The following is a 19041-nucleotide window of genomic DNA, read 5'->3' as shown; positions in this document are numbered from 1 at the left end:
CTTTTTTCTATTGTTTTTCTAAAATTATAATAGACAGAAAATTCCTGCAGTTGTAGAATAAGCGTTACAGGGGGTGAAACGTGACGAAATGTTGAAGCAAAATTTTATGATGATAGTCATGCGAGTTATTCGTATCATTGTTCAGATTGGCATACTCAATGTTTTTTATTACATCGGGGTTGGTATCGTGTCTTTCTTACACATTCCGCTTCCAGGAAGTGTCATCGGTCTGCTGTTATTAGCACTTTCCCTCCATTTTAAAATAGTAAAAGTAGAATACATTCAAGATGGTGCTGGTTTTTTAATTGGTATTTTAACATTGTTCTTTATTCCAGCAACAGTTGGTATTATTGATTATCCAGAATTAATGTCTACAACAGGTCTGCTTATTATTTTAGCGGTAATTGCTAGCACATTAATCGCTATTTACGTATCTGGTATGCTGACCCAACTTATTGAAAAAAGAGAATTAGCAAACAAGGAAATAGCGGTAAATGTCGAAGAAGGAAAAGGAGGGTTATCGGTTGATTGAACTGATTGTTGTGCTCGGCACAATTGGGCTGTTTCTTTTATTTACAAAGCTTTATCAACGATTTCCACATCCTTTAATGATTCCGTTAGTGACAACAACAATTGTTAGTGCGGTCATTTTACTTGTCTTTCATATCCCCTATGCAACCTATATGGTAGGGGGAGAGTGGCTGCAAAAAATGCTTGGTCCAGCAGTTGTGGCACTGGCATATCCACTTTACAATCAACGAGCGATTATTATGAAATATAAAGTCTCCATATTATCTGGGATTTGTATCGCCATGCTTACTGGATTGGCTACCATTTTCATTATGCTAAAATGGATCGGTGTAAAGGATAGTTGGATGCTGACAGCGTTGCCTAAATCATTAACAACACCTGTAGGAATGCAGGTGAGTGAAACGATTGGCGGAATTCCTCCTTTAACTGCAGTTTTTGTTATGATTGCAGGTTTTGTCGGAGCGATTATTGGCCCGTTAGTTATTAAATATGGAAAAATTGAGTCTGCTGTTAGTCGAGGTGTAGCGGTAGGAAGTGCCTCGCACGGTGTAGGACTTGTGAAGCTAAGAGAATATGGTGAACAAGAATTATCGGTTGGTTCACTTTCAATGGGCTTAACAGCTATTATAGGAGCTTTTCTTTGTCCGCTCTTTGTTTATTTATTGATGTGAAAAAGACCCTTTACAAGGAAGCTATAGTGCTTGTAAAGGGACGTGATCTTTTATTCAAGGTTTTTCAATCACCAATTGAATCGTATGTGCAAGACCTGTGTGGAAAGTACCTTCATGGCGTATTTGTTCACCTGTAAAGAAATGTATAATTTTATAGGGCTGGCACCAAGTAAGGACAGACACGGGATTATACAATAAATTTAAGTTTTGTGGGCCTCCTGAAGCATATGATAGTTGATGAATTGAATATAATTCCATCATAATACGACCTCCAGGTTTTACAGATTTGATGATGTGTTGAAAAACGCTCTGCTGCTGTTCTGCGGGGAAATGGCCGAAAATCATGATTGCCGCATCAAATGTTGCTACCGGCAAGTCATCTTGCACTAAATCAACAAGTTCAGTATAAACAGCCACTCCTTGTTTTTTAGCTAGTAGTGCCGTTTTCTCAAGACCACTTTTCGCATAATCAAAAGCCGTTACGTTATGCCCTTTAGAAGCTAAAAAAACGGCATTCCTTCCTTCGCCCTCAGCATATGCAGCTACATTTACATAACCCTCTAAAAAATCTACATAGTTTTCTATAAATGCATTTGGTTGTTCCCCGTAAACATATTCAGTCGTATTAAATCGTTCATCCCATATATTCATTCAAACCACTCCCTTTTATATAGTGTAAGTTATGTACAATAAGTAATCTATTTTTTCTCCTGTTTTCTTTATAATAAGCTATCATAGCAGTTGGTGAGTACGCGTGAATGTGGAGATTAACTAGATTCCATTCTTAAAAACTAGTAGTACTAAATTCAGGCGTGATGTATCAATAAATTGGATAATAATTACAATTATTTTTAGCTTTAGTGAAAAAAAAGCGACCTCTCCATAAATCGAAGAGGTCACTATGTTGAAAATGGTATTTAAAGAAAGCTTCGTGTGCATGTGAAAGTGTTATAACAAACTGTACATAAGATACCCACGAAAGCGCACGCTAGTAAGGCTTACAGCTTATATTGTATAAGCCGATCCAGCACACCTAACGCAAAAAATGACGCTAACATTTAAATAATCGCTTTACGTTCTTTAATAACACGAATGGTTTTTAATGTTGTATCTTCAGGCCCTTGAACGGGTAAACCAGCTTCAATATTCATTTGAATATAATGAATATTTTCTTGCGTAATTATTTCCCCGGGAATAAAAATAGGAATCCCAGGTGGGTAGACCATAATAAATTCAGCGCAAATACAATTGTCCGCTTCAGCAAGCGGTACTACCTCTGTATCGGCATAAAAGGCATCACGAGGTGACATTGCTAGTGCTGGAATTTCAGGCACATTTACAACGGCTTCCGTAATAGCAGCTTCTGAATCAAATGCTTTTGACATACGGCTTAATGCATTAATAAGCAGGTTAATTTCTTTTTTTGTATCTGCCAATGTCACTAAACATAAAATGTTATATAAGTCAGATAATTCTACTTCTATATTAGCGTTGTGGCGCAACCATTCTTCTGCTTGATGGCCGGAAATGCCTAAATCTTTTACACTAATTAACAGCTTCAATGGGTCCATATCATATGTTGCTGATGAGTGAAGTTTTTCCTTACCTGCACATTTTAAATGTGGAATTTGGTTAATGCGTTTACGGGCATCTTTTGCTAAACGTAGTGCATCATCGATTAAATCATAGCCATGAATTGCTAGCTGACGACGTGCTGTGTCGAGCGACGCAAGTAATGGGTAAGATGTTGACGTTGTTGTAAGCATCGAGAATACCGCTTGTACGCGTTTTGCAGAAACAAGTCCCTCACGCACATTTAAAATCGATGTTTGCGTCATAGAGCCACCAAGCTTATGTACGCTTGTTGCCGCCATATCCGCGCCTGCTTCCATTGCTGAGTATGGTAGCTCGTCATGGAATTTAATGTGCACGCCATGTGCTTCATCGACAACGACTGGTATATTACGGCGATGGACAATTTCGACAATGCGTTTTAAATCCGCAGAGAAGCCGTAATAAGTTGGATTAATAACAAGGACAGCCTTAGCGTCCGGATAGGCATTTAAAGCCTTTTCTACAGCTTCCGCCGAAATACCATGAGAAATGCCATATTCACTATCTACTTCAGGATGAATAAAAATAGGAATGGCACCAGCGAAAACAATCGCCGACATAATGGATTTATGAACATTCCGTGGTACTAGAATTTTATCACCTGGACCGACGACGGTCAGAATCATCGTCATAATGGCGCCACTAGTACCTTGAACGGAAAAGAATGTATGATCAGCACCAAAGGCTTCTGCTGCCAGTGCTTGCGCATCCTTGATAGCACCTTTTGGTGAATGTAAATCGTCTAGTGGAGCAATGTTAATTAAATCAATTGATAAAACGTTGTCGCCGACGAATTCTCGGAAAGCAGGATCCATACCGTGCCCTTTCTTATGGCCTGGAATATGGAACTGAATTGGATGTCTGTTCCGATGTTTTAGTAATACGTCGAACAATGGAGTCTCTAATTGTGACAACGCAGGTACCACCTCACTTTTATAATATCTAAGAAAACAAATGAATTATAGCACCTAACGACATGAAAAAATAGACTTTAATTAAAAAATAAAAGGATTTTTTCAGGATGACGAGAAGTTAGTATGGTACGAAAGGAGAGATTCGATGAAATGGGAGACACGTATCACCGAACTTTTACAAATAAAATATCCAATTATTCAAGGGGGCTTAGCCTATTTAGCGTATGCAGATTTAGCAGCAGCTGTGTCGAACGCTGGCGGTCTTGGGCAAATAACGGCTATGAGCTTACGAGATCCGGACTTATTGCGTGCGGAAATTCATAAAGTAAGAACATTAACTGATAAGCCATTTGGCGTAAATTTTGCTATCGGTATGCATGGTACTGGCTACGAGGATATGGTACGAGTGGCCGTAGAGGAAAATGTACCAGTTGTAACAATGACAGGTGGAAATCCAGCGCCGATATTTGATTTACTTGCAGGAACAACGATTAAAAAACTTGTACTTGTAGCAGCTCGTAGACAGGCGCAAAAAGCAGAAGAGCTAGGAGCAGACGCTGTGATGGTTGTTGGACAAGAAGGTGGCGGTCATCTTGGACGTGATGACGTTGGGACAATGGTACTCGTCCCACAAGTAGTGGACAGTGTGAAAATTCCTGTCATTGCGTCGGGTGGAATAGGTGACGGACGTGGTTGGATGGCAGCGCATGCGCTTGGGGCAGAGGGCATTGAGATGGGTACACGCTTTATTGCCACAAAGGAATGTGTAGATGCATCTCAAGCCTATAAAGACGCATTACTGGCAAGCTCCGAGGCAGATACAACCGTTATTAAACGTTCCATTGGGGCACCTGCTCGCGCATTGCGTAGTGACTTCACAGACAAGATTTTAGAAATAGAGCGTGACACACCTTCTTATGAGGCATTAAAGGACTATATTAGTGGCAGTGCGAATAAGCGTTTTATATACGATGGAGACAAGGATGCTGGTATTGGCTGGGCAGGGCAAGTGACTGGTATGATTCATGATATTCCAACAGTGGAAGAACTCATTACAAGAATGGTTGCAGAAGCGGAAAGTATCCGGGTAAAATGGGGACACTAATGTAAAGGTGGTAAAGTCCAAATGGAATATTCTTATCCGTTTTCAATCGATTGGTCGACTGAAGAAATTGTCGATGTTGTTAAATTTTTTGAAGGTATCGAGCTCGCTTATGAAAAGGGCATCAAGCGTGAAGTGATGATGGCTAAATATCGTCGCTTTAAAGAAATTGTCCCTTCACAAGCGGAGGAAAAAACAATTTTTCGTGAATTTGAAGAGGCCAGTGGCTATGTTAGTTATCCGGTTGTTAAACAAGCAAAAGAAGGTGTCGATGGAACAATTATTAAAGTCGTTCCAAAGCAACAACGACGTTAAATTTGCTTGCAATGAAAAGTTGCTAGGGAATTCCCTGGCAACTTTTTTTATGGAGAAAAACCGCAGCTTTCTGTAGGAAGCTACGGAAACTACTGCGGATTTTCATAAAATTTATTTAGCCAATCACCGGCAAAAGTATAGTGTTATTTCAACATTATTTGCATAAACTACAGCAATATCATTTTTGTAACAGAATGTTCATGAATATAAGTGTGAACAGTTTGTCCAAATGCTTGGCGATTGAAAAAAGTGCCGATTGATTATAAGTACCTTTCTAAAAACTATACAGATCTTAATAAAAACTCGTGCAATATTTGAAAAACCTTATAAAATTCCGGTCTCACCACATGCATTGACATAGGTGTTCTTGTAACAGTAGTATTCCACATTTTACGTAATCATACGCCTAAGTTATTTTCCTTGAATAATTTTATAAATAGGAAATAATGTTTGGAATGTTTCTTCCGTTAATTGTTGGAATTCCTTAACAGACATCTTCACTGCATCTTCCCGTGGAATATGGCGACCAACTAAAAACTCCCCTTTTTTCACATCACGCAAACGTATAAGCAATTCTTCTAACTTCTCTTCTTTCGCATCTTCCATGGAAATTGCCTCTGGTGACATATGATCTCCAGAAACAATAAAATCGTTCGGTAGCTGTTGTAGCAAGGTTTTGTTGTCAAGTAAACGCTGTGCCATTAAATTTTTTTGCGGTGCTTCGTAAATAATAGCAAAGACGATGAATAAATGTGTGCTCCAAAGACCAATCTGAAAGTGAGGCAATGCTTTATAGCCTCTTTTATAAGGAGCAAAAGCAACCCAACTGTCACTTGGTGGATTCACCGTTCTGCGGGCGTGTTTGGCAACATGGGGGTAAAATTCTTCTCCAAGATGGCTGGAAAAGAATGCGGAGAAATCTTCTCCAAGTTTATGGAATTTTGGTCGTACACAGGAATTTAAGGCATCCATTCGTTGTTCTAAACCATTTATTTGAAATACATTAAAATCTTTATTAGTCCATTTTAGAGTAGGCATTGGTAAAAACTCCTTTCGATTATAAGGTTTATTTTATTAAAAAAATGGGAAAAAATCTTATAACAAGAACTTTATCGAATTTTATTAGGTTTTGTAAAAAAATAAAAAAGGGAAGTGACTTTTATGAAACAAGTCGTAAAAATTATACGTAAAGTTGACATTGAAAAGCAATATGAACGCATTTTACAATTAGAATTAGATTATGAATTAGCCTCGTTATTTGCGGCAATGAATGACAAAGATGAGGGTGAAATTACAAAAAGTAAAAAGCGACTAGCAGAAATACAGATGGAGCTGGAAAGTTTGCACGCCTATGCGTAAAAAAAAATTAACCCCCATATGAAAATCACTTGCTGAATATTCCAACAGCAGGTGATTTTTGTTGTTATAAAGGGTAAAATAGACAATAAACCATAATAGAAAATATTGTTTTTCTTATTTAGGTATAACGCTACACATCCAGCGGTCTTAAAGGTGTACTATAGTAATGTGCTATCGCTTTCATTTTCGGATAAAGATAGGCTACTTTTGATGACTTGGAACAGGATATTTTTTAAAATACGTAGTACAGTACTTTGTCTTTAAGCCAAGGGCAAACAAAAAGCGCGTGAAAACTAGGCTTAATGTTTTCTATATTCGAAGGGTGGGTTTTTATGGATTTAAAGCAAATCGATCAATTTGCGCAAACGATTATAGTTGAAGCGGGAAAACGTATTCGTGATGCTTTTTCGTATAATTTAGTCATTGAAACAAAATCGAATGCGAATGACCTTGTGACAAATATAGACCGCGAAACAGAATTATTTTTTATCGAAAAAATTAAATCTTTTGACCCTACTCATCAAATTTTAGGTGAAGAGGGAATGGGGGAAAAAGTCGAATCATTGGATGGTATTGTATGGATTATCGATCCAATTGATGGGACGATGAATTTTGTTAAGCAACATCGACATTTTATGATTTCAATCGGGATATTTATTGATGGCATAGGGAAACTTGGTTACATATACGATGTCATGCGTGAAGACCTCTTCAATGCAGTTGCAGGGGAAGGGGCATGGTATAATGCGTCTCCGCTTCGCAAGTTGCAACCTGTAAAAATTGAAGAGTCTGTTATTGGTATTAATGCCCACTGGGTTGCACCTAATCGACATATTCATCATGAAAAAGTAATTGATTTAGTTCGTAAGGTGCGAGGTACACGCTCTTATGGCTCTGCTGCAATGGAGATAGCCTTTGTTGTCAGCGGTAAACTAGATGCTTACGTGTCGATGCGACTTTCCCCATGGGACATTGCTGGGGGCACAATTATTGCGCAAGAAGTTGGTGCCATTACATCGAATTTACACGGTGCAAATGTAGACTTATTACATCAAGATGCTTTTATCATTGCCAATCCTTCAATTCATCAAGAACTATTAGAAAAATATATTGTGCCCTATGATTTATAGCTTTTACATAAAAAAACTGTTTAGGAATGTTTAGTGCCTAAACAGTTTTTTTGCTGCTAATAGAGCTGGAGTTGATAATATTTTTTTGGACGTCCCCGAGTCGTGGACGTCACGCTAGGTAATTCAATCGCTAAATTCTTTTCATAGAGCTGTTTTAATATGCGGTTGGCCGAGCGAACAGTAATACCTAAATGTGAGCTTAACAGTTCACCATTAACAATAGTTGTTGCTAGTCTTTCCATTACAGCCTCCATTTTTTGTAACTGCAATAACGGGATATCATGTGCAGCGCTTAATTTTTTTAAGTGCTGCTGTTTGTCGTTGTCAAACTGTAATAAGGCCCCATACAGTAATGGACCAATTTCTTTAGCATGATCGATAATATAGCCTTGGGTTTCCTTTGAAGAACACAGAGTAGAAGCCTTTTTTGCAAATTCCTGACTTTCAGTTAGAGAGTTTCCAATACCCCAACCTATTTTAACTGGAAATGGTAATTTCTCATCTAAGAAGTCGACTAGTTGACAATGAGAATAATCATTTGTTGTGATTAAAAATTGCTGATAGGTAGTAATAATGGCGATATAAGATGCTTCACGGTGCACGATAAAGGTGCTGGCATACAGTTGCTTAAAATCTAAAATGGCTTTATATAAAGCGATTTGCCGATACTCTAATTCATCGATATTGGATTTATCGATTGGAATTAATATATGTACAACGACTACTTTATTTTGCTCCAGTTGACGTAACTGTAGCTGATTCACGAGCTGGTCTAATGTTAATTGCAAGGCATGGAGTGAAGGATGAAATGCAATAAACGGTATATTTTGCTGTGCTAAACGCTCTCGCAACTCTGCAATACGTGTAAAGCTTAAATCTATTTTTTTGTTGCGATGTAACTGTATATGCCAGTTAGCAGCTTTATCGACAATATCATGGCTTGCGAATTCATTCATTGTTTGACTAAACAGATAAGGTTGTTTTCCTATGGACCATTCATGAATACCAAGGTAGTCGTTTTCCTCATAACAAAAATCAATAGCGATTCGATTCATCGCTATTTTATTATCATAAAATAACTCTGTTAAGACACGGTAAAAGTCACGTTCTGAAATATCAAAATAGAGCATAGGTATAGCTATATTTGAAAAATATTTTTGCGCAAAAAAATAGGGAATTTGACCGCTAAAAAGTGCACCATCTCCTGCAACTAAATGTTGTGTTAACAATGAATTTAAATGCTCGAAATCCGTGTAGGGATGGTATTGAAAGTCGCAAAATACAGGTTTTATTTTTTCAAGTTGCTGGACCCATGAGAGGGATAGTTTAGCGGTAAAAACATTAATTTTATACATAGCTTAATCTCCTTAATTTTAAATTAAATATTGAAAATATTCTAAAAATATGATTTCTTTGTATTAAGGACATATGCTATCAGCGTCTTAAAATAGGTTTTTCAATCGCTTAGCACAAGTCAAATAAAACAGAGAAGGAGAGGGGTTTATGCAACAAAAATCTGAACCTATGAAAAGATCTTGGATTGATAAAATGCTAGATAGCATTGAAAGGGCAGGCAATAAATTACCAGACCCAATTACCTTATTTATTATTTTAGCAGGTATAGTGCTCGTTTTATCATGGATATTATCAGTCTTTGGCATTTCAGCAGTTCAACCTGGTACTGAAAATGTTATTCAAGTAAAAAATCTGTTGAGTCAAGAAGGTCTTATCTTAATAGTAACGCAAATGGTATCGACATTTACAGGCTTTGCTCCGTTAGGATTAGTTATTGTAACGATGATTGGTATTGGTTTAGCCGAGCAAACAGGACTTATTTCTGCCGTTATGAAAAAGCTTGTAATGTCAGCTCCTGAAAAATTGATTGTGCCATTTATTATTTTCACAGGGTTAGTCGGAAATCTAGCTGCTGATGCCGCATTTATTATTTTACCGCCAATTGCAGCAATGATTTTTATGAGTATAGGCCGCAATCCACTAGCCGGTTTAATTATTACATATGCAGCCGTAGCTGGAGGCTTTAGTGCCAATATTTTAATTAGTTCACTTGATGTATTGTTATTAGGAATTACCGAATCGGCAGCACATATTGCAGACCCAGCCTATACTGGCCGTGCAACAATGAACTATTATTTCTTAATTGCTTCGACATTTTTATTAATCGTCATTGGTACGTGGGTTGCGAAAAAGTTTACAGAGCCTCGCTTTGGTAAATTTGAAGGCACTGTTGAAAAGTTAGAGCCCCTAACAGCATTAGAAAAACGTGGTTTACGCTGGGCAGGTCTTGTGACAGTTGTTTATATTGTCATTATTGCAATTACGGTCATTCCGTCTAATGGTCTTTTACGCGATCCTGAAACAGGTGGCTTTTTAAATTCACCATTTATGTCAGGTATTGTGCCGATTATGTTATTTTTCTTCCTTTTACCTGGTCTTGCCTATGGTCTTGCGGCAAAAGAAGTGAAAAATGACAAGGACGTTGCCGAGAAAATTTTTAAATCCATTGCGGATATGGCACCATTTATCGTCTTAGCATTTGCTGCTTCCCAAATGATTGCCTTTTTTAACTGGAGCAATATCGGTTCCATTTTAGCCATTAAAGGGGCTGAACTTCTACAAGCGTTAAACTTTACTGGTTTACCAATGATGATTGGATTTGTGTTAATTTGTGCGTTCGTTAACTTATTAATCGCTAGTGCTTCTGCAAAATGGGCATTACTAGCGCCCATTTTTGTACCGATGTTCTATTACTTAGGCTATTCTCCAGCTGTTACTCAAATGGCCTATCGCGTAGGGGATTCCATTACAAATCCAATTACACCGATGCTAGCGTATTTCGCTATTTTACTATCGTTTGCCAAGCGCTATGATAAAAATATCGGTATTGGTACATTGATTTCAGCTTTACTACCGTTTTCTGTGTTCTTTGCAATCGGTTGGATTATACTGTTTGCCATTTGGTTCTTGCTTGGTTTACCACTAGGACCTGGAGATTATATATACTTAAAATAAGGAGTGTTAATCGATGACAGTTTTACAGCAAGAGCAATTAGTCAATTTACTAAAGCAATATGAAGAGGAAATGATTCAGCTTCGTCGCCATTTCCATGAAAATCCTGAACTTTCCTTTGAAGAAGTTGAAACACCGAAAACGATTGCGGCATTTCATCGGGCTTTAGGACATGAAGTACGTGAAGGTGTTGGTGGCAATGGTGTTGTGGCGAAGTTAGTAGGAGGCAAGCCAGGCAAAACGGTGGCATTACGTGCAGATTTCGATGCGCTAGCTATTACAGAAGAGACAGGTTTACCTTTCCAATCAAAAATTAAAGGGCGCATGCATGCTTGTGGACATGATGGACATACAGCTTCCTTATTAATTTTAGCGAAGGCATTAAATCAAATGAAGGACGACTTAGCTGGGACGATTGTCTTTATTCATCAACATGCTGAGGAGCTTGCACCAGGTGGAGCGCAAGCAATGATTGCTGATGGCTGTCTTGAAGGTGTGGATGTTATTTTTGGTACACATTTATGGGCACCAATTGAACTCGGGAAAGTGCAGACAGCCATCGGACCATTGATGGCTGCAGCTGATGCCATCTACATTAAAATCAAAGGAAAAGGTGGTCATGGCTCAAATCCGAGCGATACAAAGGATTCAATCTTGCTTGCAGCGCAGTTTATTACGAATCTTCAACAGCTTGTAGCACGTCGTATTAATCCTTTACGTCCAGCCGTTGTATCTGTTGGTCATATTGAGGCATTAAATCCTTTTAATGTTATTGCTGACCAAGTCTATATGAAAGGTACTGTTCGTACTTTCCATGATGAGGAGCGCGATTTATTAGAACGTGAAATTGAGGAGCTTTTAAAGGCAACTTGTTATTTAACAAAGGCAGATTATGAATATGAGTTTCGTCGTGGCTACCCACCAGTCGTGAACCATGCAGCAGAAACAGAGCATGTCATGGCATCTGCAAGGAAAGTAACGGATGTGACAGCCGTTGAATTTGTCGATCCAAATATGGGTGGTGAGGATTTTGCTTACTATTTAGAGGAAATTCCTGGGTCATTTTTCTTTACAGGGGCCAAAAATCCAGCGTGGCAAGAAGTTTATCCACACCATCATCCAAAATTCGATATCGATGAACGCTCATTGCGCATTGCTGCAAATGTTTTAGGTCAAGCCACTTTAGATTACCTCGCAAAAGAGCAATAAAGAAAAATACGATCATCATTTGTTATGCAAAGAATGGTTGTCTATAAATTTAAATAATGAATAAAGTATAGAGAAGGAGCTGACCATTAATTGGTCAGCTCCTTGTGAGTTATTGTGTCGTTTAGGACACATAAATATTGTTAAAAAGTAAAACCTAACATTAAAGCAACCCTTGTTCGCGTAATTTACGCTTCATTTTAAAGGCTGTCATAAAAATGACACAAGTTGCGACAATGCCTGCTACTACTCCAAATATATTACTTGCTGCTACTGAATACCCGATAGAACACATAGCTAGCACAGCTGCTAGTGCATAAATGGCCATTACGAATTTTCCACGATTCATAGCGGAGCCCCCTATAGTATAATAAATTAGTGGTTGGAAATATTTTTTTAGAATGATAGAAATTCTAATAAGGACATTTACATCCTTCTTGTGCTATAATATCACAGTTAAACATTCGAAAAAAGAATATGGAGTGGAATAATGACAAACTTACGTCAAGATCTTCGCAATATCGCAATTATTGCCCACGTTGACCATGGTAAAACTACTTTAGTCGACCAATTATTAAAACAATCAGGTACATTCCGTTCAAACGAACGTGTTGAAGAACGTGCAATGGACTCTAATGATATTGAACGTGAACGTGGTATTACGATTTTAGCTAAAAATACAGCAGTAAACTATGAAGGAACTCGTATCAACATCCTTGATACGCCTGGACACGCCGACTTCGGTGGTGAGGTAGAACGTATTTTAAAAATGGTAGATGGCGTTTTACTAGTTGTCGATGCGTATGAGGGTTGTATGCCACAAACGCGTTTCGTACTTAAAAAAGCATTAGAACAACGCTTAACACCAATCGTTGTCGTTAACAAAGTGGACAAAGATTCAGCTCGTCCACTTGAAGTAGTAGATGAAGTTCTTGAATTATTCATCGAGCTAGGTGCAGATGACGATCAATTAGACTTCCCAGTAGTATATGCTTCTGGTGTAAATGGTACAGCTTCTTTAGACGCTGACCCAGCTAAACAAGAAGAAGATATGAAATGTCTATTTGAAAAAATTATTGAGTCTATCCCAGCACCAGTTGATAACTCAGCTGAACCTTTACAATTCCAAGTAGCATTACTTGACTATAATGACTTCGTAGGACGTATCGGTATTGGCCGTGTATTCCGCGGAACAATTTCTGTAGGTCAACAAGTTGCGCTGATGAAATTAGACGGTACAGTGAAAAACTTCCGTGTAACAAAAATCTTTGGTTTCTTCGGTTTAAAACGTGAAGAAGTTGAGACAGCAAAAGCTGGTGACTTAATCGCCGTTTCTGGTATGGAAGATATCAACGTAGGGGAAACAGTTTGCCCAGTTGAACACCAAGAAGCGCTTACGCCATTACGTATCGATGAGCCAACTTTACAAATGACTTTCTTAGTAAACAATTCTCCATTTGCAGGTCGTGAAGGGAAATGGGTTACTTCTCGTAAAGTAGAAGAGCGTTTACGTGCTCAATTACAAACAGACGTATCTTTACGTGTTGAAGATACTGATTCTCCAGATGCATGGACAGTTTCAGGTCGTGGTGAGCTTCACTTATCGATCTTGATTGAAAACATGCGTCGTGAAGGATTCGAATTACAAGTGTCAAAACCACAAGTAATCGTGCGTGAAATCGATGGTGTTAAATGTGAGCCATTCGAACGCGTGCAAATCGATGTACCAGAAGAAAATGTAGGTTCTATTATTGAATCTATCGGTACACGTAAAGGTGAGATGCTTGATATGGTAAACAACGGCAGTGGTCAAGTTCGTTTAACGTTCTTAGTACCAGCTCGTGGTTTAATCGGTTATACAACTGAATTCATGTCGATGACAAAAGGTTTCGGTATTATCAACCATACATTCGATTGCTACCAACCATTATTACCAGGAAAAATTGGTGGTCGTCACCAAGGTGTACTTGTTTCAATGGAAACTGGTAAAGCAACAACTTATGGTATGATGCAAATCGAAGACCGTGGTACACTGTTCTTGGAGCCAGGTACAGAAATTTACGAAGGTATGATTGTTGGGGAAAATAACCGCGACGCTGATATCACTGTAAATATTACGAAAATGAAACAAAAAACAAACATCCGTTCAGCAAATAAAGACCAAACGAATGTTATTAAAAAACCACGTATTTTATCTTTAGAAGAAGCGCTTGAGTATTTAGGTGATGATGAGTACTTAGAAATCACACCAGAATCAATTCGCCTTCGTAAAAAAATTCTAGATAAAAACGAACGTGAGAAAGCAGCGAAAAAATTAAAAAACGCTGAACAATAATTTTCCGCTGAAATGAAAGGAAGAGGAGTCTTGGATATAAAGTCCGCTTTATTGGGTGAACTAAATGTTATTCAAGTTGCTGCACCTACAAATGCAGAGGAAACAACGAAGGTTTATGAAAAAATGGCCGGTATAACGAGATTTTTATATGAAAATTTACCGAGCTATGAAGTTGCAGGCTATGTTGTATTCCTTCTTGTCTTTGTACTTTCTGCAATCGTCTATAAATTAGGCTTTGCAAAAAAGCTAAAGCTATCTCAAAATATTGTCATTTATGTGTTCCTATTTTTGGGATGTATTATGTTGACATTTTTCGCGTTATTCCTACCTATGGTTGAAGGCCTCATCGTAGCGGCGTTAATTTTGATTGTATACAAAACACGTATGTGGCGAGAAAAAAGAGAAGAGCAACAAGCTGCCAATCAATAATAGTAGCTTGGCTCCTTTCCATAAAAACAGTCTTAGCATTTAGTTGCTAAGGCTGTTTTTGTTTTGAATGATAGTGCTTTTCGGTCTGAATAGGGATTTATTTTCCAATAAGTTTTTATTTACTATGATACGCACCGAAATCCTTGCAGGTGAATAAGTTAGTCACGATAGGCTATTTATTAATCAAGGAGGAAATGGAATGCGTTGGCTTAAAAAAGGTTTATTATTTAGTGCAATTGCTTTGTTGCTCCTTTCGTTGGCAGCGTGTAATAAAGCGGATCTAGAAAAAGTAAAGGTCGGAGAAGTAACGCGCTCGATTTTCTATGCTCCGCAATATGTAGCGCTTGAAAAAGGATTTTTTGAAGATGAAGGGCTTTCTGTTGAGCTACAAACGATTGCGGGAGGCGATAAGACGATGACGGCACTACTATCAGACGGCATCGATATTGCTTTGGTCGGGTCTGAGACATCCATTTATGTCACAGCTCAAGGTGCAAATGATCCAATTCAAAATTTTGCACAATTAACACAGACAGATGGCACATTTTTAGTAGCACGTGAACAAATGGACGATTTTTCGTGGGAGGATTTAAAAGGCTCAACATTTTTAGGGCAACGTAAAGGTGGTATGCCACAAATGGCTGGCGAATTTGTCTTGAAAAAGCATGGCATTGATCCTACGAAAGATTTAACGCTTATTCAAAATATTGACTTTGCAAATATCGCCACAGCTTTTGCCTCTGGCACTGGGGATTATGTACAGTTGTTTGAACCGACAGCTAGTGTATTCGAAAAAGAAGGTAAGGGTTATATTGTTGCGTCATTTGGCACAGAATCCGGTCATTTACCGTATACATCCTTTATGGCAAAAAGTAGTTATTTAAAGGATGATGCAAAAACAGTGCAAGGTTTTACAAATGCACTGAAAAAAGCACAAGATTTTGTCCAAGAAAAAAGTGCAGCAGAAGTGGCAAAAATTATTCAGCCTTATTTTGAAAATGTCGATGTAGCTTTAATTGAAACAGTAGTAGAGCGCTATAAATCACAAGGTTCCTATGCGACAGATCCAATTTTGGATGAAACGGAGTGGGATAACTTACAAACGATTATGGAGGAAGCAGGTGAACTTCCTCAACGAGTAAAATATGAAGACCTTGTGAATACGAAATTTGCAAAAAAGGCTGCGGAGTAAATGGATTTTTTAAAACTAGAACATATTCACCATAGTTATTTTTCTAGTACGCAGGCCAAGGAAGTTTTACGTGATATTAACCTGAATATTCGCGAAGGCGAGTTTGTGTCCTTTATAGGGCCAAGTGGTTGTGGGAAAACAACGCTATTATCTATTATTGCTGGATTGTTTCCTGCAACTGAAGGCAAAGTGTTTATTGATGGGGAAATTATTGCACCACACAATCAAGCACTTATTGGCTATATGCTCCAACAAGATTATTTATTTCCATGGAAAACGATTGAGGACAATGTCACCATTGGTTTGAAAATAATGCAGCGCGATCAGAAGACGCATAAAGTGACTGCTAATGCGCTTTTGCAAGAAGTTGGGCTGCCGCATGTCGGCAGTTATTATCCGAGAGAGTTGTCAGGAGGAATGCGTCAACGTGTTGCGCTCGCAAGAACATTAGCGGTGAATCCGAAAATTTTATTGTTAGATGAACCGTTCTCTGCACTTGATTATCAATCGAAATTAAAGTTAGAGGACTTAGTTGTCGAAACATTAAATGCCTATCAAAAAACGGCAATTCTTGTTACGCATGATATTGGTGAGGCGATTGCAATGAGTGAACGTGTCTTTCTTTTCTCAGCCAATCCAGGTAGGTTGCACAAAGTGTTTGACATACCTGCTGCGTTACAACAATTGTCACCGTTCGATGTAAGGCAACATCCAGCGTATTCAGAAGTATTCCAAACGATTTGGAAGGAGCTGGAGAGCCTTGGATAATACATTATTTAAACAATATCAACAAATGCTCAAAAAGGAAAAGCGGTTTGTTCGTTTATATCAAATTATTATTTTAATTGTCTTTTTTGGAGGTTGGGAGTTATTATCGAGGCTTGAATGGATTGATCGGTTAATTTTTAGCTCACCAACACATGTATGGCAGACGTTTATTGAAAAAGTAAGTGATGGTTCGCTAACGTTACATGTTGGTGTAACGTTAATGGAGACGATTATCGGTTTTATTGCGGGTACATTATTAGGGACTTTAATTGCCACGGTCTTATGGTGGTCTCCAATGTTATCCAAAATATTGGATCCCTATTTAGTCATTTTGAATGCTATGCCTAAAGTTGCGCTAGGACCGATATTAATTGTCGCGCTAGGACCAGGGTATTTTTCAATTATTGCAATGGGTGCGCTCATTTCAATCATTATTACAACGATTGTCGTTTACACCGCATTTAAAGGTGTCGACCCGAATTATAGTAAAGTGTTGCAAACTTTTGGTGCGACACGTTGGCAAACGTTCAAAGAAGTGATTTTGCCTGCCTCTTTTCCCACTATTATTTCGACGCTGAAAGTGAATGTGGGTTTATCATGGGTAGGGGTTATTGTCGGCGAATTTTTAGTAGCTTCAAAGGGACTTGGCTATTTAATTATTTACGGCTTCCAAGTATTTAACTTTAATCTTGTGTTAATGTCACTGCTCATTATCGCTTTTTTTGCGACAATTATGTATCAAGTTGTCGAATTGATTGAAAAAGTGATTATTAAAAATAATGGTTAATTAAAAAACGCAAAACCTGTTTTAGTAAGGTTTTGCGTTTTGAGCTGTTGATTTCCACTCCAGGCGTGCGCTTTCCGCGGGCACATCGTAAGCCGCAACCCTCGCTAGCGCGCGGATTGTTGCGTCTTACGTATTGTGCGTTCCCGCAGGAGTCGCCCGCCTTCCGCTCCAATCAACTGAGCATACTGACAGAGAAATTTTATTTTCCAACCTTCAAAAGAGGAAAAAGATAAAATGTATCGAAAGTGGATAAGCCCATAGCTGACACTAAAAACGCAAAACCTGTTTTAGTAAGGTTTTGCGTTTTGTTGTGTTGCTTGCTGCTACAGGAGAGCGCTTTCAGCGGGCTCAGCGTAAGCCGCAACCGTCGCTGTCAAGCCGTCTATTGCGACTTACATTGCGTGCATTGACGTAGAGGTACCTGTAGAATTGTCAGAATTGTATGAGTGCCTGGCACTGATGTTAAAATTCTTTATCCATTTGTGGGGATGTGCGATAAAAACGGAAATTGCCCGTTTCAATTCGTGCCACTGTATTATCTTTAATGCGATCATGGCAGATGTCGCACATATACGTATGAATCGGTCGATTCCGTAATTTTTTTGCTAACGGTAAATCATCATCTAACTGGTTAATCGTATCGCAAATGACACATTTTACGCGCATCGCATTCCCTCCCTATTCTGCACGAATGGCTAACACATTTTTGATAGGGTTGTCTACATTTGAGCCGTCACCAAACAGTATGTGAACAGGTCCATCATCTGTTAACGGTTTGCCATCTTGACTATATTTAAAGATGAGTGTTTGTGCTTCTTCAAGTGAAAAGTCATGTTCTTCTCCATCTTTACATTCAATAACGATTTTTGTCGCCTCGGGTTTAACTTCTGCATTTTTCAAGAAGTGACTTAATTCAATACCAAAAGTGCCTGTTTCCATCCCTTTACGATCGAATTTTCGTTCTGATTTTAAAGTTGGCGGAAAAGTAGCACCTTCCATTATCTCACGAGACCAGTGTGCACCAACCTCACGCATATATTTTGTATCCGCATCTTCCTCTACTTCTCTTGCTTGGAAGTACGTATTTAAATCTAATTTACGATCGTCGAAAATCCATACAGTTGGATCTAATGTAAGTTGATACGAAACTGCACCCTTAATAGGAATAATTGTTTCCATAATAGAAATCCTCCTCAAATCTTGTATATCCATGAATTAGTATAACGCTAATGTAAGGAGATAATAAAGAAATATAATTTGGATTCTTTATTTTCCAACGAAGACACTTGCATTTTTATCGACTAAAAGATAAACTTTATTAAGATAGAATCGAAGAAATATCAGATAATGGGGGCGTCCTCATGGATACGAAATCACAAACTTCCTTTCAAGAGAAGGCTTTGGAGCTTTTAGTAGCTGATGCAGATAAAATTGCTCGCCTCATTCGAGTACAGATGGATCATTTAACGATGCCACAATGCCCTTTATATGAAGAAGTATTAGATACACAAATGTTCGGCCTTTCACGTGAAATTGACTTTGCTGTGAAGCTTGGACTTATTGAACGCGATAAAGGCAAAGCTATTCTCGATTCACTCGAGAAAGAATTATCTGTACTACATGACGCGTATACAGACAAATAAAAAAAAAAAACTCAAAC

General features: G+C 38.3%; 21 protein-coding genes. 14 read left to right on the top strand and 7 right to left on the bottom strand.

From position 1 onward, the window contains the following. Positions 1–88: 88 nt before the first annotated feature. Both ACIQXI_RS12590 and ACIQXI_RS12585 read left to right on the top strand, forming a co-directional pair. Positions 89–532 (top strand): CidA/LrgA family protein, encoded by a 444-nt coding sequence (locus tag ACIQXI_RS12590; RefSeq protein ID WP_402925187.1) that lies wholly within the window; start codon positions 89–91, stop codon positions 530–532. After that, positions 525–1202: an LrgB family protein gene (locus tag ACIQXI_RS12585; RefSeq protein ID WP_402925185.1), complete on the top strand. Its 678-nt coding sequence runs from the start codon at positions 525–527 to the stop codon at positions 1200–1202. Before ACIQXI_RS12590 ends, ACIQXI_RS12585 begins: the two co-directional genes overlap by 8 nt. A gap of 54 nt (positions 1203–1256) precedes the next feature. Here the strand turns inward: ACIQXI_RS12585 and ACIQXI_RS12580 are convergent, their stop codons facing one another. Together ACIQXI_RS12580 and ACIQXI_RS12575 are read right to left on the bottom strand one after the other, a co-directional pair. Then, the gene (locus ACIQXI_RS12580; protein ID WP_402925182.1) at positions 1257–1853 is read right to left on the bottom strand and encodes a class I SAM-dependent methyltransferase; all 597 of its coding nucleotides are present in this window, start codon (positions 1851–1853) and stop codon (positions 1257–1259) included. 407 nt (positions 1854–2260) lie between these two features. Next, positions 2261–3730: an aminotransferase class I/II-fold pyridoxal phosphate-dependent enzyme gene (locus ACIQXI_RS12575; protein WP_402925179.1), complete on the bottom strand. Its 1470-nt coding sequence runs from the start codon at positions 3728–3730 to the stop codon at positions 2261–2263. A gap of 145 nt (positions 3731–3875) precedes the next feature. Between ACIQXI_RS12575 and ACIQXI_RS12570 the strand changes: the two genes are divergently transcribed. Both ACIQXI_RS12570 and ACIQXI_RS12565 read left to right on the top strand, forming a co-directional pair. Beyond that, positions 3876–4835 (top strand): NAD(P)H-dependent flavin oxidoreductase, encoded by a 960-nt coding sequence (locus tag ACIQXI_RS12570; protein WP_402925176.1) that lies wholly within the window; start codon positions 3876–3878, stop codon positions 4833–4835. A 21-nt stretch (positions 4836–4856) separates the two neighbouring features. Continuing rightward, positions 4857–5147: a UPF0223 family protein gene (locus ACIQXI_RS12565; RefSeq protein ID WP_402925174.1), complete on the top strand. Its 291-nt coding sequence runs from the start codon at positions 4857–4859 to the stop codon at positions 5145–5147. A gap of 411 nt (positions 5148–5558) precedes the next feature. Here the strand turns inward: ACIQXI_RS12565 and ACIQXI_RS12560 are convergent, their stop codons facing one another. Next, on the bottom strand, positions 5559–6185 hold the full coding sequence (locus ACIQXI_RS12560; protein ID WP_402925173.1) for a YktB family protein: 627 nt from the start codon (positions 6183–6185) through the stop codon (positions 5559–5561). Positions 6186–6308: 123 nt separating this feature from the next. Between ACIQXI_RS12560 and ACIQXI_RS12555 the strand changes: the two genes are divergently transcribed. Both ACIQXI_RS12555 and ACIQXI_RS12550 read left to right on the top strand, forming a co-directional pair. Beyond that, positions 6309–6506 carry a hypothetical protein gene (locus tag ACIQXI_RS12555; RefSeq protein WP_402925170.1) on the top strand — a complete coding sequence of 66 codons (198 nt, stop codon included), beginning with the start codon at positions 6309–6311 and terminating at the stop codon, positions 6504–6506. Between the two features lie 332 nt (positions 6507–6838). After that, positions 6839–7636, top strand: coding sequence for an inositol monophosphatase family protein (locus tag ACIQXI_RS12550; protein WP_402925168.1), 798 nt, complete (start codon positions 6839–6841; stop codon positions 7634–7636). Positions 7637–7692: 56 nt separating this feature from the next. Here ACIQXI_RS12550 and ACIQXI_RS12545 read toward each other — a convergent pair whose 3' ends face one another. Beyond that, positions 7693–8991, bottom strand: a complete 1299-nt coding sequence (locus tag ACIQXI_RS12545; RefSeq protein ID WP_402925167.1) for a hypothetical protein — start codon at positions 8989–8991, stop codon at positions 7693–7695. Positions 8992–9139: 148 nt separating this feature from the next. Between ACIQXI_RS12545 and ACIQXI_RS12540 the strand changes: the two genes are divergently transcribed. Together ACIQXI_RS12540 and ACIQXI_RS12535 are read left to right on the top strand one after the other, a co-directional pair. Then, the gene (locus ACIQXI_RS12540) at positions 9140–10666 is read left to right on the top strand and encodes an AbgT family transporter (protein ID WP_402925166.1); all 1527 of its coding nucleotides are present in this window, start codon (positions 9140–9142) and stop codon (positions 10664–10666) included. A 13-nt stretch (positions 10667–10679) separates the two neighbouring features. Next, a complete protein-coding gene (locus ACIQXI_RS12535; protein ID WP_402925164.1) occupies positions 10680–11873 on the top strand; it encodes an amidohydrolase in 1194 nt (397 codons plus the stop codon). A gap of 160 nt (positions 11874–12033) precedes the next feature. Here ACIQXI_RS12535 and ACIQXI_RS12530 read toward each other — a convergent pair whose 3' ends face one another. Next, the gene (locus ACIQXI_RS12530; protein WP_402925161.1) at positions 12034–12219 is read right to left on the bottom strand and encodes a DUF5325 family protein; all 186 of its coding nucleotides are present in this window, start codon (positions 12217–12219) and stop codon (positions 12034–12036) included. Between the two features lie 141 nt (positions 12220–12360). On the opposite strand from ACIQXI_RS12530, the gene typA reads away from it, so the two are divergent. From typA to ACIQXI_RS12505, 5 genes are all read left to right on the top strand, one after another. Next, positions 12361–14205 (top strand): translational GTPase TypA, encoded by a 1845-nt coding sequence (gene typA, locus ACIQXI_RS12525; RefSeq protein ID WP_402925159.1) that lies wholly within the window; start codon positions 12361–12363, stop codon positions 14203–14205. 30 nt (positions 14206–14235) lie between these two features. Then, positions 14236–14634, top strand: coding sequence for a YlaH-like family protein (locus tag ACIQXI_RS12520; protein ID WP_402925158.1), 399 nt, complete (start codon positions 14236–14238; stop codon positions 14632–14634). A gap of 199 nt (positions 14635–14833) precedes the next feature. After that, on the top strand, positions 14834–15826 hold the full coding sequence (locus tag ACIQXI_RS12515; protein ID WP_402925155.1) for an ABC transporter substrate-binding protein: 993 nt from the start codon (positions 14834–14836) through the stop codon (positions 15824–15826). Beyond that, positions 15827–16594: an ABC transporter ATP-binding protein gene (locus tag ACIQXI_RS12510; RefSeq protein WP_402925153.1), complete on the top strand. Its 768-nt coding sequence runs from the start codon at positions 15827–15829 to the stop codon at positions 16592–16594. Next, on the top strand, positions 16587–17381 hold the full coding sequence (locus ACIQXI_RS12505) for an ABC transporter permease (protein WP_402925151.1): 795 nt from the start codon (positions 16587–16589) through the stop codon (positions 17379–17381). Before ACIQXI_RS12510 ends, ACIQXI_RS12505 begins: the two co-directional genes overlap by 8 nt. A 462-nt stretch (positions 17382–17843) precedes the next feature. Here the strand turns inward: ACIQXI_RS12505 and ACIQXI_RS12500 are convergent, their stop codons facing one another. Together ACIQXI_RS12500 and ACIQXI_RS12495 are read right to left on the bottom strand one after the other, a co-directional pair. After that, a complete protein-coding gene (locus ACIQXI_RS12500) occupies positions 17844–18047 on the bottom strand; it encodes a YlaI family protein (protein ID WP_402925149.1) in 204 nt (67 codons plus the stop codon). A gap of 12 nt (positions 18048–18059) precedes the next feature. Continuing rightward, a complete protein-coding gene (locus ACIQXI_RS12495; protein ID WP_402925147.1) occupies positions 18060–18560 on the bottom strand; it encodes a molybdopterin-binding protein in 501 nt (166 codons plus the stop codon). A gap of 182 nt (positions 18561–18742) precedes the next feature. Here ACIQXI_RS12495 and ACIQXI_RS12490 point away from each other — a divergent pair, with 182 nt between their 5' ends. After that, complete coding sequence (locus ACIQXI_RS12490) at positions 18743–19024, top strand: Fpa/YlaN family protein (protein WP_173477891.1); 282 nt, start codon at positions 18743–18745, stop codon at positions 19022–19024. Positions 19025–19041: the final 17 nt, after the last annotated feature.

Origin of the sequence: Lysinibacillus sp. NPDC097195, from assembly GCF_044762075.1 — a bacterium.
GTDB lineage: Bacteria > Bacillota > Bacilli > Bacillales_A > Planococcaceae > Lysinibacillus.
This window is presented reverse-complemented; position numbering and strand designations above follow the sequence as displayed.